12 protein-coding genes and 1 riboswitch are annotated in these 13881 nt (G+C 67.3%); of the genes, 2 read left to right on the top strand and 10 right to left on the bottom strand.

Going from position 1 to position 13881, the window contains the following annotated elements; translation table 11 throughout:
- Nucleotides 1-14 precede the first annotated feature (14 nt).
- From NEF64_RS04625 to NEF64_RS04590, 9 genes are all read right to left on the bottom strand, one after another.
- A complete protein-coding gene (locus NEF64_RS04625) occupies nucleotides 15-1013 on the bottom strand; it encodes an NADPH:quinone oxidoreductase family protein (protein WP_031441615.1) in 999 nt (332 codons plus the stop codon).
- The gene (gene leuD, locus NEF64_RS04620) at nucleotides 976-1605 is read right to left on the bottom strand and encodes a 3-isopropylmalate dehydratase small subunit (protein WP_056406022.1); all 630 of its coding nucleotides are present in this window, start codon (nucleotides 1603-1605) and stop codon (nucleotides 976-978) included. The genes NEF64_RS04625 and leuD overlap by 38 nt, the downstream gene beginning before the upstream one ends.
- Nucleotides 1602-1727, bottom strand: coding sequence for a hypothetical protein (locus NEF64_RS19245; RefSeq protein WP_261362615.1), 126 nt, complete (start codon nucleotides 1725-1727; stop codon nucleotides 1602-1604). Before NEF64_RS19245 ends, leuD begins: the two co-directional genes overlap by 4 nt.
- On the bottom strand, nucleotides 1724-3163 hold the full coding sequence (leuC, locus tag NEF64_RS04615) for a 3-isopropylmalate dehydratase large subunit (RefSeq protein ID WP_056406021.1): 1440 nt from the start codon (nucleotides 3161-3163) through the stop codon (nucleotides 1724-1726). Before leuC ends, NEF64_RS19245 begins: the two co-directional genes overlap by 4 nt.
- A 126-nt stretch (nucleotides 3164-3289) precedes the next feature.
- Nucleotides 3290-4222, bottom strand: a complete 933-nt coding sequence (locus tag NEF64_RS04610; RefSeq protein ID WP_056406020.1) for an NAD(P)/FAD-dependent oxidoreductase — start codon at nucleotides 4220-4222, stop codon at nucleotides 3290-3292.
- A gap of 109 nt (nucleotides 4223-4331) precedes the next feature.
- Nucleotides 4332-6644, bottom strand: a complete 2313-nt coding sequence (locus NEF64_RS04605) for a glycoside hydrolase family 127 protein (protein WP_056406019.1) — start codon at nucleotides 6642-6644, stop codon at nucleotides 4332-4334.
- A 141-nt stretch (nucleotides 6645-6785) separates the two neighbouring features.
- The gene (locus NEF64_RS04600; RefSeq protein WP_056406018.1) at nucleotides 6786-6995 is read right to left on the bottom strand and encodes a hypothetical protein; all 210 of its coding nucleotides are present in this window, start codon (nucleotides 6993-6995) and stop codon (nucleotides 6786-6788) included.
- A gap of 75 nt (nucleotides 6996-7070) precedes the next feature.
- Nucleotides 7071-7643 carry an ankyrin repeat domain-containing protein gene (locus tag NEF64_RS04595; protein WP_252574666.1) on the bottom strand — a complete coding sequence of 191 codons (573 nt, stop codon included), beginning with the start codon at nucleotides 7641-7643 and terminating at the stop codon, nucleotides 7071-7073.
- Nucleotides 7644-7713: 70 nt separating this feature from the next.
- Nucleotides 7714-9414, bottom strand: a complete 1701-nt coding sequence (locus NEF64_RS04590) for a catalase (protein WP_276576761.1) — start codon at nucleotides 9412-9414, stop codon at nucleotides 7714-7716.
- Between the two features lie 220 nt (nucleotides 9415-9634).
- Nucleotides 9635-9873: riboswitch (cobalamin riboswitch) on the top strand.
- Nucleotides 9874-10041: 168 nt separating this feature from the next.
- Between NEF64_RS04590 and NEF64_RS04585 the strand changes: the two genes are divergently transcribed.
- Together NEF64_RS04585 and NEF64_RS04580 are read left to right on the top strand one after the other, a co-directional pair.
- Nucleotides 10042-12213 carry a TonB-dependent receptor gene (locus NEF64_RS04585; RefSeq protein WP_252574663.1) on the top strand — a complete coding sequence of 724 codons (2172 nt, stop codon included), beginning with the start codon at nucleotides 10042-10044 and terminating at the stop codon, nucleotides 12211-12213.
- 127 nt (nucleotides 12214-12340) lie between these two features.
- Nucleotides 12341-13474 carry a hypothetical protein gene (locus tag NEF64_RS04580; RefSeq protein ID WP_252574660.1) on the top strand — a complete coding sequence of 378 codons (1134 nt, stop codon included), beginning with the start codon at nucleotides 12341-12343 and terminating at the stop codon, nucleotides 13472-13474.
- 113 nt (nucleotides 13475-13587) lie between these two features.
- On the opposite strand, the gene NEF64_RS04575 is transcribed toward NEF64_RS04580, so the two are convergent.
- Nucleotides 13588-13872, bottom strand: a complete 285-nt coding sequence (locus NEF64_RS04575) for a hypothetical protein (protein WP_031395767.1) — start codon at nucleotides 13870-13872, stop codon at nucleotides 13588-13590.
- Nucleotides 13873-13881 lie beyond the last annotated feature (9 nt).

Raw genomic sequence — 13881 nt, 5'->3', positions numbered from 1 at the left:
CGCGAGAGACATCATCAGCCGAGTTCGACGACCAGCTTCCCGATCGCGGCGCGTGCGGCCATCTTCGCGATCGCCTTGCCACCGTCCTCCAGCGCGAACCGCTCGGTCACCCGCGGCGCGATCTTGCCGTCGCGCCACAGCTCGAAGAGCGTTTCGATATGCGCCTGGTTGGCCTTCGGGTCACGGGCAGCGAACGCACCCCAGAATACGCCGCACACGTCGCAGCTCTTGAGCAAAGTCAGGTTGAGCGGCAGCCGCGGGATACCGGCGGGGAAGCCGACGACCAGATACCGCCCCTCCCAGGCGATCGAGCGCAGCGCGGGCTCGGCATAGTCGCCACCGACCGGATCATAGATCACATCGGCACCCGCCTTGCCGACCGCGGCCTTGAACTGCTCGGCCAGCGCCTTGGACTGGTCCTTGTCGAACGGCGCGCGTGCATAGACGATCGTCTCGTCGGCACCCGCCGCACGCGCGGCGGCCGCCTTCTCCTCGGACGAGACAGCAGCGACGACCCGCGCACCGAACGCCTTGCCAAGCTCGATCGCCGCCAGCCCGACGCCGCCCGCCGCGCCCAGCACGAGCAACGTCTGCCCCGCTTTCAAATGCCCACGGTCGAGCAAGGCATGGATCGTCGTGCCATAGGTGAGGATCAGCGAAGCGCCCTCCGCAAAGTCGCGCCCCTCGGGCAGGCGGTAGAGCTTGGCCGGGTCGGCAACGACCTTTTCGGACAGTCCGCCATGACCGAGCATCGCGATCGCCCGGTCGCCGACCGCCCAGCCCTCGACCCCGTCACCGACCTCGGCGACGATACCCGCGATTTCGCCGCCGGGTGCAAAGGGGCGTTCGGGCTTGAACTGATATTTGTCCTCGATGATCAGCACGTCGGGAAAGTTGATCGCGCAGGCCTTGACGGCGATCACGACCTGGCCCGGCGCGGCGACCGGATCAGGCAGTTCCGACAATATCAGAGTTTCAGGTCCGCCCGACGCCTTCGACAGCAATGCCCGCATAACCGCTTTCCCTCTCCAGAAAGGGGCGATGTTCGGCCACCGCCTCCTCGAATTTTGAAATCGCGGTATCTCTTGCCAGTGTCAGCCCGACCTCGTCCAGCCCTTCGATCAGACATTGCCGGCGAAACGCATCGAGATCGAAGACGAAGCGGTCCTGGAACGGGGTGGTGACGGTCATCGATTCGAGGTCGATCGTCACGCTGTCGGTCCGTGCGACCTCGATCAGCCGGTCGATCGCATCCTGCGGCAGGACGACGGCGATGATGCCGTTCTTGAACGCGTTGCCCGAGAAGATGTCCGAGAAGCTCGGCGCGATCACCGCGGCGATGCCCATGTCGGCGAGCGCCCAGGCGGCATGCTCGCGGCTCGACCCGCAGCCGAAATTGTCGCCTGCGATCAGGATCGGCGCGCCGGCATAGCGCGGATCGTCGAACACATTGTCCGGTTGCGCACGGACCGTCTCGAACGCGCCGCGCCCGAGCCCCGTCCGCGTGATCGTCTTGAGCCAATGCGCGGGGATGATCACATCGGTATCGACGTTCTTCGCCCCCCAGGGATAGGCGCGCCCCGAAACCGTCGAAACAGGCTTCATCGCGGGCCGGTCTCGGCGGGGGCGACACGTCCGGTGCCCGGCAGCGTCCGCGCCGCCGCCATATAGGCTGCAACGCCACTCATCACCGCGCCGGCCATCAACAGCATCATCACACGCTTCATAACTCATGTCCCATCAGGTCGCGCACGTCGCTCAACCGGCCCGTGACCGCAGCCGCGGCCGCCATCGCGGGCGAGACGAGGTGCGTGCGCGCACCCGGCCCCTGCCGTCCGACGAAGTTGCGGTTGCTCGTCGAGGCGCAACGCTCACCCGGCGGCACCTTGTCGGGGTTCATCGCCAGGCACATCGAACAGCCCGGCTCGCGCCATTCGAATCCCGCGCCGGTGAAGATCCGGTCGAGCCCCTCGGCCTCGGCCTGACGCTTCACGAGGCCGGATCCGGGGACCACCAGCGCGCGGACACCGTCGGCGACCCGCCGACCGTTCGCGATCGCCGCAGCCGCGCGCAGATCCTCGATCCGGCTGTTCGTGCAGCTGCCGATGAAGACATGCTGGATCGCGACGTCCTGCATCGCGGTACCCGGCGTCAGCCCCATATACTCGAGCGACTTGCGCGCAGCCGCCTGCTTGGCGGGGTCGGCAAAGCTCATCGGGTCGGGGACATGACCGGTGATCGGCACGACGTCCTCGGGACTGGTGCCCCAGGTCAGGCCCGGCGCGATATCGCTCGCCTGCAGCACGACGGACTTGTCATAGGACGCCGCCGCATCACTCGGCAGCGTCCTCCACCAGGCCAGCGCGCGCTCCCACGCCTCGCCACTCGGCGCCATCGGCCGGCCCTTGATATAGGCGAAGGTCGTCTCGTCGGGCGCGACGAGGCCAGCCCGCGCACCCGCCTCGATCGACATGTTTGCGACGGTCAGCCGCCCCTCGATCGACATCGCGCGGATCACGTCGCCGGTAAATTCGATCACATGACCGGTCCCGCCCGCGGCGCCGAGCCGCCCGACGATCGCCAGGATCACGTCCTTGGGGCTGACGCCGAAGCCCAGCGTGCCGTCGACGCGGACCTCCATCGTCTTCGACTGGCTCAGCAACAAAGTCTGCGTGGCGAGCACATGCTCGACCTCGCTGGTGCCGATCCCGAAGGCGAGCGCGCCAAGCGCACCATGCGCCGAGGTGTGGCTGTCGCCGCAGACCAGCGTCGAGCCGGGCAGCGTGAAGCCGAGCTCGGGCCCCACCACATGCACGATCCCCTGCTGCACCGCGGTCGCGTCAATATAGTCGATCCCGAACTCGGTCGTGTTGCGACGCAGCGCGTCGAGCTGCTGCGCGCTCTCAGGATCGGCAATCGGCAACGGCACACCCGCGGCGTCGACGCGTGCGGTCGTCGGCAGATTATGGTCGGGCACCGCCAGCGTCAGATCGGGCCGCCGCACCCGCCGTCCGGCGACGCGCAGGCCTTCGAATGCCTGTGGGCTGGTCACCTCGTGAACGAGGTGGCGATCGATATAGATCAAGCAGGTGCCATCGTCGCGCCGTTCGACGACGTGCGATGCCCAAATCTTTTCGTAGAGGGTCTGCGGACGGGTGGCCATGCGGCCCCGTTAACCGATAATGCCTGCCACGCAAAGGTTCGCGGCAATTTTCATGCGCCGGACCATGGCCCTATCGCGTCGATGCGTGGTCCGCGTGACGACCGGGCGCGGCGCCGGGATCCGTCGTTACGCGTCTGCCAGCATCTGCTCGGCAAGGCGTCGGCCAGATAACCAGCCGCTCTCGATCCGCGGCGCCAGCAGCCAGTCGCCCGCCGCCCCGATCCGTTCGCCCGCATTCCACAGACAGCCGGACTCACCTGCCGCGGCGCGCGCATAGCGCCAGCGATGCCCGACACGGACGATCGGCGCGGGCAGCGCATCGGCACACTGCGCGGCGAGCGCCGCCTGTAGCTGGTCGACCACAGTCTCCGCCGCGTCTTCCAGATGATCGCGAGACCAGTCTGGCGTCGCCTGGACGACCCACGCCTCCGGACCATCGCGTCCGGGTTTGGCGCTGTTGCATGCGGCCCAGCCGATGATGCCGCGATCCTTCAGCACATCGTCGGCAATCGCGAGCGGCGTCTCGAACGCGAACATCGCCGTCCAGCACGGCGCCGACCGGCTGTCCGCTGCGACGCGCGCCATCGCCGCGTCATGCGGTGCGAGCAGCCCCGCCGCCTGTTCCGCAGGGATCGCGACGACGACGCTGTCGAACAGCTTCGCTTCGCCGGGATCGAGCTGCCACCCCGTCGCCGTCTTGCGCAGCGCGGTGACCTGGGTGTTCCAGCGGACGTCCGTCTGCGCTGCGAGATGCCCGACGATCGCGTTCATCCCCGGCATCCCGACCCAGGCATCGGGCCCCGCCGCGGGCCAGCGCGCGACGACGCCCGCCGCCGCCCAGCCCTGCATCGCCGCCACGAAATCTGGGTCGCGCATCGTCAGATATTGCGCGCCATGGTCGAACGCGATCATGCCGCCGGGCGTCTCGATCCGCCGCGTCGCCATCCGACCACCCGCCCCGCGTCCCTTGTCGAACAGTGTCACCTCGCAGCCGTCCTGCTGGAGTCGCAGCGCACAGCTCAGGCCCGCAATTCCTGCACCAATGATCGCAACCTTCATGACGTCTCCGATCGACGATCCGCGGGGTGGCCCGATAACGCCCCCAGACCTAACCGACCAGCCGGAAATCCCCCGACTTTACCGTCCAAACCTATTTCCGTCGTACCGGTCAGATCGTCTCGGATCGCATCGTCCGCACCGTATAGACCTCGACCCCCTGCCATGTGTCGGACTCGAAGCGGACGCGAATTTTCGACTTGCCGCGCGTGGTATCGGGCGGCAGCGTATAGGTCCGGATGTTGCGGGCGGCGGTGACGTCACCGATGAGCCGCTCGCGGGTCAGCAGCGTGCCGTCGACGGAAATCCGGAAATCCTTGTTGCGCTGTCCGCCGCCATATTCGACCTGCAGCGTCAGCGGCCCCGGCGCGACGGCCAGGTCGAATTCGAAATATCCGACGTTCACGTTGCGGCTGCGGTCGGCGACATGCGACACCGCCGCCGAGTTGCCGCTGTCGGCGAACGCGTGATCGACTTCGGGCTGCTGCTCGCCCAGCCGGATCACATCGACCGTCCGCGCGGCCAGCGCCGCCTGCTCCTGCGACGCACGCGCCCAGGCGAGCTGCGCGGTCGGCCACTCGGCGGTGCCGAACCGGCGGAAATAGACCGCGGTGCGGTTGTCGTGCTGCGCGAAAAATGGCCGCAGCATCAGATCACCTGGCTTGCCCTGCCCGCCCAGTCGATACCGGTGCAACCCGCCTGCCGCCGCCAGCACGGGTTCCGCCCGGTCGGTGACGAGCGCGGGGTCCGGCCCGTCGGCCCGACGGTCCCCCGCGCCCATATCCGCCGCCAGGACCAGCGGGCCGCTGAGGAACGCGATCAGCCTGGGATCGTCGGGCATCGCTTCGACGCGCACCGGCATGGGCAGCGACAAGGCGATCCGGTCGCCCGCCTTGAGCCCGGTCAGCAGCAGATACGCGCCGGCGCGCACGCCGGCCGTTCTGCCGTTCACCTGCAACAGCGGCGCGGCGCACCAGCCGGGCACGCGGAGCGCCAGCGTCCGTGGCGCCGTCCTGACCGCAATCCGCACCGTGTCGCCAAGCGGGAATTGCGTATCGATGTCGAGCTTCGCCTCGGGGGCATCCAGCGTGGAGGCATAATAGAGGTTGATCGCAACCGCATCGCCGCGCTTCCAGTAGATGCTCTCGCCATGCTTCGAATGGCTCTCCATGCCCGACCCGACACAGCACCAGAAATCCTCGGTCGGGCTCGAATGCACGCGCCCCATGCCCGGCGCCAGCGCAGTGAAATAGGTGAACATCCCCGTGTCGGGGTGCTGCTGGCTCATGATGTGGTTGAGATGCGCGCGTTCGTAAAAGTCGAAATAGCGCGCATCACCGGTCCAGCCATAGAGATGCCGGGTCAGGCGCAGCATGTTGTAGCTGTTGCACGCCTCGCACGTCTGCTGGTCGAGCCGCTGGGCAAGCTTGCGCGGCTCGCCGAAATGCTCGTGGTCCGAATTGCCGCCGATGACATAGCTGTGGTCGCGCGTCACGATCGTCCAGAACGACCGCGCGACCCTGGCATGATCGGTATCGCTGGTCAGCTCATGCAGGCGCGCCTCCCCCACGATCTTCGGGATCTGGGTGTTGGCGTGGTGCCCCGCGAGGTCGTCGCGCGCGTCCCTGAGCGGGTCGACGATCGCGTGATGCCGCAACCGTTCGGCCAGCGTCAGCCAACGGCGATTGCCGGTTCGCGTGTACAGCTCGGCATAGGATTCGGTCAGCCCGCCATGCTCGGTCCGCAGGATATCCTGGACCTGGACGTCGTTCAGTCCTTCCAGGATCGTGCCGAGATAGGTCCCAAGCCCGATCGCCACGGCCAGACCCTCTGCAAGTCCGGCATGCCGGTGCGCGTCGAGCACGCCCGCCATGACCTTGTGATAGGTGTACAGCGGCACCCACCCTTCGTTCAGGCTGAACCCGGTCGACCGGATCTCCCGCTTGCGCAGCTCCTCGTACACGACCTTGCCATCGACGGTCTTGCCGTCACGCTCGACGGTCGTCCCGCCGGCATAGCCATCCCCCTGCTTCCGCTGGATCGCCTTGAGTTCGGCGACGATATAGGCCGCGCGGTCACGGAATTGCTGATCCCCCGTCTGCGCATAGATCAGGGACAGCGCGCTGAGATAATGGCCGAGCGAATGCCCGGCGATCCCGCGCGACTCCCATCCGCCATAGACTTCGCCCTTGGTCGGCAACCCTGCCCCGGCATGGAAATTGTGCAGCAGACGGTTCGCATCGAGCGACAGCAGATAGCGCTGGTTCGCCTGCACCGACGTCAGGAAGATCGACGGCCGCAACCGCACCTGCGACAGCGGAAAGGGGGTCGCCGCCGAGGGTGCATCCGCCGCCGCCAGGGCGAATGGCGGCACCACCCCCAGTGCGATCCCCGCGCCTAGCGCGCCGCGACGCGTCCAACCCATGTCACTCTCCCAGCCACGTCTTTAGACACAGGCTATCGGCTTCACTTGTCGGAGTAAATCCCGCGACTGACATGAGCTGACGGTGTGATCGTGAACATCGGTGCGCCGTGATCCAGACCCGGCCGCACCTCTATGAGCGTCTCAGTCGCGCGGCGCGCGAGCGATCACCGCCTGCGCGGCCCGGAGGCGGGCCTTCCAGATCTTGACCGACGGATGCCCGGCCGCGAGGCCGGCGAGCCGCCCCTCGATCTGAACGGCCTCGCGCCTAGCTGCGTCGAGCTCGGCGGCTGTCGGCGCAGGCTGGATATTGGCGCGCGCGTGCGCGCCGGTGCGTCCCTTGCTCTTGGTCATGGCCAACGCGATGGCCCCGGATGCCGCGCCGCGTCAATGCGGAACGGTAGTGACGCGCCCGCCCGAAGACTTGCGTCAGCGCTTGACGCGTTCCGCCATCGCGGCGTTGCCCTGCCCGGCCGCGACCGAACCTGCCGATCGTCCCGCCGCATCCTCGATCGTCCGGACCGCACCCGCCGCCAGCAACAGGTCGACCTGTGCCCGGCGATTGAACAGCGATGCCATCATCAGCGCGGTCTGCCCGGCATGATTGCGCGCGTTCACGTCGCACCCTGCCTTCAGCAGCCGCGCCGCGATCGCATCCTCGCCCTTGAACGCGACACCCATCTGCGCGCTGTTGCCCTGGTCGCGATCCGGACGGCAGGCGTCGGCGCCCTTGCCGATCAGCGCGTCGACCGTGGCAAGCTGTCCGTTATACGCCGCCAGGATCAGGGGCGTGAAACCGCGCTCGTCATAGGCATTGATGTCGGCGCCGGCCTTGAGCAGCGGATCGATCATGTCCGTCCGACCGAGCCGGGCCGCCTCGAACAGCAGCTGCTGGCGACGCTCGGGTGATGGCAAGGCCGCGACCGCAGGGGGCGTCTGTCGCTCGGTCGCAGCGGCCTGTGGACCGGCCGCGGCGAGCAGCGCGGCAAGATAAGTCAGCATCGTCGGTCTCGATTCCTTGAAGTCTGCCACGGCAGGCGGCGCGCGCCGTGGCGCGCCCCCTGCCCCGGGATCAGCGGGCGCTCTGGCCCGGATTGGCGGCGCGATAGTCCGCCACCGCGCGCGACACGTCGGCGATCGGCACGTTCACCGCGGTTGCGAGGCGCGTGCCGAAGTCCTTGTCCGCCTGGTAGAAGTAGCTGACCATGATCGTCTTCGTCCGTGCCGACGTCACGACATTGAGATCACCCGCCAGGTTGGTCACCAGATCCGCCTTGTCCTGCGGCTTCAGCGCCCGGTAGAACTCGCCCGCCTGGGCAAAGTTGTTGGTCTTGGCGATCGGCTTCGCATCGACGGTCGCGTCGACACCATAGGGCGCGGCGCGGAAGCGGGCATCGGTCGACTTTGCCGCGGTCGCCGCCGGGAAGTAATTCACGTCGGACGCGCGGTTGGCGTGGTCGAGCTGGCCGTCCTGGTAATTGTTGACGACACTCGCGAGCGGACGATTGACCGGCAACTGCATCGCATTGGCGCCGATGCGATAGCGCTGCGTGTCCGAATAGGAGAACAGCCGGCCCTGCAGCATCCGGTCCGGCGACGCCTCGATCCCCGGCACGAGGTTGGCCGGTGCGAACGCCGACTGCTCGGTATAGTCGAAGAAATTGGTCGGCACCTTGTTGAGCGTCATCTCGCCGATCTTGCGGAACGGTACGCCCAGCCATTCCTTGGTGTCGTCGAACGGATTATAGTCGAGCTTGGCGAACGCCGACGCCGACATCGTCTGCACCATCAGGTCCCAGACGGGGAAGTTGCCCTTGCCGATCTCGCCATAGAGATCGTCGGTCAGGTAGTTCCAGGTCGCGGTCGCCACCTGCGCGCCGTTCAGGTTGCGCACGCCCTGGCGGCTGATCCAGCGGAACTTGGCGAACACCGTTTCGCCCTTAGCATTGACCAGCTTGAAGGCATGGACGCCGTTGCCGTCCATCGTCCGGTAGGACGCCGGGGTACCGAGGTTCGAATAGACATGCGCGAGCATGTTGGTCGCCTCCGGCGTCGCCGAGAAGAAGTCGAAGAAGCGATTGGGGTCCTGCTTGTTCGTCACAGGCGAGGGCTTGAGCGCGTGGATCATGTCCGGAAACTGGATCGCATCGCGGATGAAGAAGATCGGCAGGTTGTTGCCGACCAGATCCCAATTGCCCTGATCGGTATAGAATTTGGTCGCAAAGCCGCGCGGATCCCGCATGCCCTCGGGGCTGCCCGAGGGGTGGATCACGGTCGAGAAGCGGACGAACACCGGCGTCTGCTTGCCGGGCATGAACAAGGATGCGTTGGTGATGCTCGAAATGTCCGCGGTCGCGGTGAACACGCCGTGGGCACCGGTCCCGCGGGCATGGACGACGCGCTCGGGCACGCGCTCACGGTCGAAGCGTGCGAGCTTCTCGATCAGCGTCGTGTCCTCAAGCAGGACGGGGCCAAGGTCGCCCGCCGCCTTCGAGTGGCGGTTCTCGCCGATCGGCGCGCCATTGTCGCGGGTCATCTGCGGTGCGGCGGCACTGGCTGAATCACCCTTGGCTTCAACGGTGCCGGCCACACCGGCCTGCGCCAGCGCGGGCTTGCCGGCGCTGGACGGTGCCGCCGCGGTCGTCATGCGGGTTTCCGCCTGCGTCTCGGCCGGCGCCACCGTCTGCGCGGCAACCGGCTGAATCATGGCACCCGCCGATGTCGCAGCCAGCAGCATCGCCGTCACGGCCTGACGGCTCTTCACGTTCTTCATCTCGATCCCTTAATCCTGCATGCCATCAGCGTGGCATTTCCGCACAGAGCGTGCGGCACCGCCGCCTCCTGATCGAGGAGGCGTATCGCGCCAAACGGAGCTTCTGGATCACAGCAATCGAGCAGGACGATCGAGCCGCCATCGCGCCGCTCGCCGGACGATTGCCGAACGATCCTGACCGGGATAGACCGGCGCCGCTGACCTGTTCGATCCGAGCAGGGCGGCATGATCGCGTCGGTGCCCCGAAAGGGGCTTAATAGGGAACGCGGTGAGGGTGGTTCGCTACCTGAAGCCGAGGCTGTCCCTGCAACTGTAAGCGGCGAGCGCGATGCATTTCGCTTCTTCCTCGACCGGAAGGAGCAGCCACTGGGCCAGACGTTTCGTCATGAGGGCCTGGGAAGGCCGTGCATCGTGTGGTGACCCGTGAGCCAGGAGACCTGCCGGCGTCTGGTCGCTCTTGCCTGGCCCAGGGGGTGGCCGCGGCACGGTACTCCGTCGAGCGACGACGTGTGCGGTGGGGACCGCACGGGCATGCGTGCCGGTCGCGATGGCGTCCGGCTGGCGCGGATGTCGGCCGTTCGCGGGAGGTCCCTGCCGGGTTCGCTCGACGCCCCGGGGATTACCGTAATGCCATTCCTATTGTCTCGCCTCGCGGTGGCGGGGGCTTTGCTGTCACCTGTTTTCGCAGCACCGCTCAACGCTCAGTCTTTGCCTGTCTCGGACAATGAGGACATTCTGGTTGTCGGCCAGCAGGCGCGCGACACGCTCACCACGCCGAACGCGACCGGCAGCCGCCTGGGCCTCACGCCGCTCGAGACCCCCGCGACGATCTCGGTCATCGATGGCGCCACGATCCGCGCGCGCGGCGACCTGTCGGTGATCGACGCGACGAGCCGCGCACCGGGCATCAGCAACGCCGGAAACCCCGGCAATGGCGGCACCGCGCTCGCCGCGCGCGGCTTCAGCGGCCAGGGATCCGTGCTTCAGCTGATCGACGGTATAAGGCTGTTCCCGGCTGCCGGCACGATAACCTTTCCGACCGATCCGTGGATGGTCGAGCGGATCGACATCCTGAGCGGCCCAGCCTCGGTGCTCTACGGCCAGGGCGCGCTGGGCGGTGCGGTGAATGTCCTGATGCGTAAACCCGATACGCAGCGGACGCACGTGGAGGGCGAGATCGGCTACGGCTCGCAGGACAGCTTCCATGTCGCGGCGGGCGCAGGCGGGCCGATCACCGAGCGCCTCTCCTATCGCATCGACGGCAGCTATCGCCGATCGGACGGCTATGTCGATCGCGGCCAGTCGCGCAGTCATGCCGTGTCGGGCACGCTGCGCTGGGCGCCGACCGACACGCTCGTCGTCACCGCGCGGGATGATTATGGCGACCAGAAGCCGATGCGCTATTTCGGCACGCCGCTGATCGACGGACGGCTCGACGACCGCATCCGGGAGCGTAACTACAACACACGCGACGGCGGCATCCGCTACCTGGACAACCGCACCAGCCTGCAGGTCGACTGGACGCCGAGCGATGCGGTCACCGTCAGCAACCAGGCCTATCGCCTCACCTCCAAACGCTCCTGGCTCAATCTCGAAACCTATTGCTGGATCGCTGCGGACGGGGTCTGCGCCAACGGCAGCGGCAACACCGGTACGCCCGGCGGCATCGTGCGTACCGACATGACCGGCATCGTCCACGACCAGATGCAATGGGGCGATCAGGGCAGCGTGACGCTCCGAACAGGCATCGCCGATGGCGTCGGCAACGACCTTGTCATGGGCTTCGACGTCAACCTCATCAAACTGACCTACTCCCACAATTTCGGGTCTGACCCGCAGGTTTCGGAGGTCGACCCCTTCGCGTTCGATCCCGGTCTGATCGTCGACACACAGGGCATCGCACCGCGCTATCGCACGCGCACGACCGAATATGCGGTCTTTGCCGAGGATCGGCTGAAGCTCGGCACCCACGTCTCGATCATCGGTGGCGTCCGCTACGAGCGCGACACAATCCGCCGCTGGTCGATCGACTATCCGGGCGGCACCGGCACCGAGACGTTCGTGCTCGCCAAGCGGCTGCACAATGTGACCTGGCGGATCGGGAGCGTCTATCAGCCGATCCCGACGGTGTCGCTCTATGGGCAATATGCCACCGGCGTGGACCCGCTGGGGACGCTGACGACCTATTCGACCGGGCAGGTGCAGTTCAGCAACGCGGTTGGCGATCAGGTCGAGGTCGGCGCGAAGGCGGTGTTCCTCGACGGTCGCGGCACCGCCACCCTCGCCGCCTACCGCATCATCAAGAAACGCCTGCTGGCGCAGCTGACCCCGACGAGCCCGGTCGAGCAGGTCGGCCAGCGATCGGCCAAGGGTATCGAGGCCGCGGTATCGCTCGATCTGCCTTACGGTGTCGGCATTGATGCGAACGGCAGCGTGCTCGACGCGACGTTCGACGACTTCCTCTCAGGCGGTACGCGCTTCGATGGCAATACCCCGCCGGACGTGCCTGAGGCGCTAGCCAACCTCTGGCTGCGCTGGAACGCGACGCGTGCACTGCAGGCGCGCGCCGGCCTGCGCTACGTCGGGCGTAGTTATTCGGACAATGCGAACAGCTTCCGCGTCCCCAGCTACGCCACGGTCGATGCCACGCTCTCCTATGCGGTGACGCCGCAGCTCGCGGTCGACATCCACGGCTACAATTTGTTCGACCGCGACTATGCGATCAGCACGTACAACAACCATCAATGGGTCCTCGGCCGTCCCCGCGCCATCGACGTCTCGCTTCGCGTCGGCTTCTAGCGCGCCCCGCGGCCGGCAGCCCTTGGGACGGGCCACCGGCGATGTCGCCCCCCGGGAAAACCCCGGATAGCCGGTCGCGCGCGCGCCCGCCTAAGCCGCATGGCCACCCCATGAGGAGACATTGCGCATGCCGTTTTACCGGGCTTCCGAGCTGTTTACCCTGCGTCCCGTGCCGCCCACACTCGGCAAGCCGGCATGGATGAACCTGCGCGCCGTACCGCGGGCACCCTGGGCGGGGGAGCCGGAGGCACTGCGCGGGCCCGGCATCTACGGCATGTTCCATGACGACCGGCTCGTCTATGTCGGCCTATATGCCGGCAAGGCTGAGCGGCCCTTTGGCGGATCGGTCCTCGAGCGCTGGGAGAAGCACGTCACCTATCAGACGCTGCGCTCGCCCTATGTCACCTTCGCCCGTCGGCATCTCAAGCATCTGCATGCGCTCGCCGCCGCAGAGCCCAACGGACCGATCGAGACGATCGTCGCGATGCTGGCGCTGAACGGCGATGAAAGCCCGCTTCTCCAGCGCAAGGGCGGCAGCTGCACCTTCGCCAAGGCGCAGCTCGCGGCCGCACACTGGGATGTGTTCGGGCCGGGGAACGAGGCCACGATGCTCGATCACCTCGGCTTCACCTATCTCCAATTGCCGCGCGACCTGGCCGCGACCGTTCTCCCCGAGCCCGGGCAGCGGCCGAGCGCATGGGTGAAGAAGCACTGGCTCGCGCCGATCGAGCGGAATCTCATTGCCGCGTTCATGCCGCCCTGCAACGACGGCACCGAACCCGGCGACGCGCCAGCGGTCGATCCGGTCGCGTTCGAGGAGCGGCTCGCCCGGCTGCTCGCCGACCGCCCCGCACCCGCCGTCGAAGATCTGGCCGGAGAGAGCGAGGCCGACGATGAAACCGACGGTGACGAGGAGGCGCTGCGCACCGAACCGACCGCCGCACCGAACGAGCGCGAGGCGCTGCTCGACGATCTCGCCCGGCTCTGCCCCGGCGCGCTGGAGATCTATTATACCGACGTTCCCGATCTGCGCATCCGGCCGCGCTCGCACGCACGCCGGGTGCTGCTGAACGTCTTTGCACATGGCGGTGGGCTCGCCTGCCGGACCAAGGCAAGCGTGGCGGCCTGCCGCGCGCTCGGCTTCGATGCGAACGACGCGCCGGCGGGCGTGTCGATGAGCGCGGCGTTTCCGATCGACCTGTCCCGCCACTCCGCGGCGGATCTGTTCGCAGTCGCCGGTGCCGCCCTCCCCGGCGACTGACCCGCTGGTCGGCAGAGCCGGCCATTCCATGATGTGCCCTGGCGAGCGACAAGCCCGTCAGGGCACCCGCCCTGCTGCGCAGACCTTCCGATTCCGCGTCTAAGCGCGGTTGCCTACGGATCGCTCCAGCGCCTGGCCCCCCACAGGATCAGATCGCGGCCGACGAGCACGACGCACACGTCGCCAATGGCAAACGCCAGACCCAGCCATGTCCATCCATGAGATAGCAGCAATGCGGGCCACGCGACGGCGAGCACGATCAGCAGCACGCCGATCGGCCGCGTCAGGCGGTTCCACCACCGCCGCGGCACGACCTGATGGCTGTAGACGATGACGCTGCCATCCTCCTGGTACCAGAGCTCGCGCACCTCGTGAATCGGATCAGGTCCTTCCGTCATCGTACGGCT

Source organism: Sphingomonas aerolata (genome assembly GCF_023935825.1).
Taxonomy (GTDB): domain Bacteria; phylum Pseudomonadota; class Alphaproteobacteria; order Sphingomonadales; family Sphingomonadaceae; genus Sphingomonas; species Sphingomonas aerolata.
This window is presented reverse-complemented; position numbering and strand designations above follow the sequence as displayed.

Excerpts from the sequence above, each read along its gene's own strand:
- NEF64_RS04610 (WP_056406020.1), bottom strand. The coding sequence starts at position 4,222 with ATGAAGGTTGCGATCATTGGTGCAGGAATTGCGGGCCTGAGCTGTGCG.
- NEF64_RS04625 (WP_031441615.1), bottom strand. The coding sequence starts at position 1,013 with ATGCGGGCATTGCTGTCGAAGGCGTCGGGCGGACCTGAAACTCTGATA.
- NEF64_RS04600 (WP_056406018.1), bottom strand. The coding sequence starts at position 6,995 with ATGACCAAGAGCAAGGGACGCACCGGCGCGCACGCGCGCGCCAATATC.
- leuC (WP_056406021.1), bottom strand. The coding sequence starts at position 3,163 with ATGGCCACCCGTCCGCAGACCCTCTACGAAAAGATTTGGGCATCGCAC.
- leuD (WP_056406022.1), bottom strand. The coding sequence starts at position 1,605 with ATGAAGCCTGTTTCGACGGTTTCGGGGCGCGCCTATCCCTGGGGGGCG.
- NEF64_RS04590 (WP_276576761.1), bottom strand. The coding sequence starts at position 9,414 with ATGAAGAACGTGAAGAGCCGTCAGGCCGTGACGGCGATGCTGCTGGCT.
- NEF64_RS19245 (WP_261362615.1), bottom strand. The coding sequence starts at position 1,727 with ATGAAGCGTGTGATGATGCTGTTGATGGCCGGCGCGGTGATGAGTGGC.
- NEF64_RS04585 (WP_252574663.1), top strand. The coding sequence starts at position 10,042 with ATGCCATTCCTATTGTCTCGCCTCGCGGTGGCGGGGGCTTTGCTGTCA.
- NEF64_RS04605 (WP_056406019.1), bottom strand. The coding sequence starts at position 6,644 with ATGGGTTGGACGCGTCGCGGCGCGCTAGGCGCGGGGATCGCACTGGGG.
- NEF64_RS04580 (WP_252574660.1), top strand. The coding sequence starts at position 12,341 with ATGCCGTTTTACCGGGCTTCCGAGCTGTTTACCCTGCGTCCCGTGCCG.
- NEF64_RS04575 (WP_031395767.1), bottom strand. The coding sequence starts at position 13,872 with ATGACGGAAGGACCTGATCCGATTCACGAGGTGCGCGAGCTCTGGTAC.
- NEF64_RS04595 (WP_252574666.1), bottom strand. The coding sequence starts at position 7,643 with ATGCTGACTTATCTTGCCGCGCTGCTCGCCGCGGCCGGTCCACAGGCC.